This is a genomic window from Stenotrophomonas sp., assembly GCF_036662295.1.
Taxonomy (GTDB): Bacteria; Pseudomonadota; Gammaproteobacteria; order Xanthomonadales; family Xanthomonadaceae; genus Stenotrophomonas.
Window position 1 is genome coordinate 1 of sequence record NZ_JAVWXA010000056.1, and the last position, 2,081, is coordinate 2,081.

Here is a 2,081-nt window from a genome sequence, read left to right on the forward strand (position 1 = left end):
CGGAGCGGGACTTGCAGCGTGTCCCGCGAACCCGCACACCCCCACCCCGCGCGACGGAGCCGGCACTCGCAAGGCTTCATACGCCGCGACGACAGAACCCCGCACATGGGCGAAGAACCAAAAAAAAACGCCGGGCAATGCCCGGCGCTTTTCAGTTCACCTGCCACCGAGGTGGCAGTCGCCGCGATCAACCCAGCAGGTGGGCCACGCCAGCGCGTTCTTCTTCCAGCTCGGCCAGGGTCTTGTCGATGTACTTCTGGCTGAAGTCATCCACCGGCAGGTCCTTGACCAGCGTGTACTCGCCGTTCTCGGTGGTCACCGCGAAGCCGAAGATCACCCCTTCCGGGATGCCGTAGGAACCATCGGACGGCACGCCCATGGTCACCCACTTGCCGTTGCTGCCCAGCACCCAGTCACGCACGTGGTCGATGGCGGCATTGGCGGCCGAGGCGGCCGAGGACGAACCCCGGGCTTCGATGATCGCCGCGCCGCGCTTGCCCACGGTCGGGATGAAGGTGTTGGCGTTCCATTCCTGGTCGTTGATCGCCTCGGCCACCGACGCACCGTCGGCAGTGGCGAAACGGTAGTCCGGGTACATGGTCGGGCTGTGGTTGCCCCACACCACCAGCTTCTCGATGCCACCGACCGACTTGCCCAGCTTGGTCGACAGCTGGCTCAGCGCGCGGTTGTGGTCCAGGCGCAGCATGGCGGTGAAGTTGCGCGGGTTCAGGTCCGGCGCCGACTTCATGGCGATGTAGGCGTTGGTGTTGGCCGGGTTGCCCACCACCAGCACCTTCACGTTGCGGCTGGCGACCTTGTTCAGCGCCGCGCCCTGGGCGGTGAAGATCTTGGCGTTTTCCAGCAGCAGGTCCTTGCGCTCCATGCCCGGGCCGCGCGGACGCGCGCCGACCAGCAGGGCCACGTCGGCGTCCTTGAAGGCCACTTCGGCGTCATCGGTGCCCACCATGCCGGCCAGCAGCGGGAAGGCGCAGTCTTCCAGTTCCATCATCACGCCGCGCAGCGCGGCCTGGGCCTTGTCGACCGGCAGCTCGAGCAGCTGCAGGATGACCGGCTGGTCCTTGCCCAGCATTTCGCCGGAAGCGATGCGGAACAGCAGGGCGTAGCCGATCTGGCCGGCGGCGCCGGTCACGGCAACACGAACAGGTGCTTTCATGGGGATTTCCTCTGCTAAGAAGCGATAGAGCGATGGGGGAGAAGGCCGCACGGGCGGGGACAGGCCTGGCGGGGCGGCCGGAACGTGGAAACGGCCCCCTTCGCAGGGGGCCGTTCGGGTTTGGGATCAGGCCGGGATCTTGGTGTTCCACTCGGCCACGCGCTCGGCCTGGGCGGCCAGCACGGCGTCGGTGTCGCCTTCCAGGGTGATCGAATGGATCACGTCGCCCTGCTTGACCGAATCCACGATGGCCTGGCCGTCCAGCACCTGGCCGAACACGGTGTGCTTGCCATCCAGCCAATCGGTCTTGATGTGGGTGATGAAGAACTGGCTGCCGTTGGTGTTGGGACCGGCATTGGCCATCGACAGCGAGCCGATCTGGTGCTTCACGCCGTTCTTTTCGTCTTCGAACTTGTAGCCCGGGCCGCCGGTGCCCTGGCCCTTGGGGCAGCCGCCCTGGATCATGAAGTCCGGGATCACGCGGTGGAAGATCAGGCCGTCATAGAAGCCGCGCTTGACCAGGTTGACGAAGTTGGCAACCGTCAGCGGCGCCTTGTCGGCGAACAGCTCGACCTTGATCGGGCCCTGGGTGGTGTCGAAAGTGGCGATGAGGGACATGCAAATCCTTGGGGTACGGGGGTTTGTCGTTAGCCTTATAGGATACACCTCGCCCTCCGCACCGGCACGGAAACGCCTTGTTGAATGCCACAAGGACGGCGGTAGTGCCGGCCGTTGGCCGGCAGCCAGGTGAAAACCGCCGGAGATCATGGGCTTGCCGGCCAGCGGCCGGCACTACCTGAATGGGGATCCGGGGCACCCTGAAACGGACTTTTCGCGAATGGTCATCCAGGCCGTATAATGTTGGACTTCTTTTTCCAAATCCGGCGCCGACTGGCCCCCTTTCGCA

2 protein-coding genes are annotated in these 2,081 nt (G+C 65.2%); both read right to left on the reverse strand.

Going from position 1 to position 2,081, the window contains the following annotated elements; translation table 11 throughout:
- Positions 1-187: 187 nt before the first annotated feature.
- On the reverse strand, positions 188-1,174 hold the full coding sequence (locus RSA25_RS12035; protein ID WP_332809118.1) for a malate dehydrogenase: 987 nt from the start codon (positions 1,172-1,174) through the stop codon (positions 188-190).
- A 126-nt stretch (positions 1,175-1,300) separates the two neighbouring features.
- Entirely contained in the window at positions 1,301-1,792 is a 492-nt protein-coding gene (locus tag RSA25_RS12040; protein ID WP_332809119.1) for a peptidylprolyl isomerase, read from the reverse strand.
- Positions 1,793-2,081 lie beyond the last annotated feature (289 nt).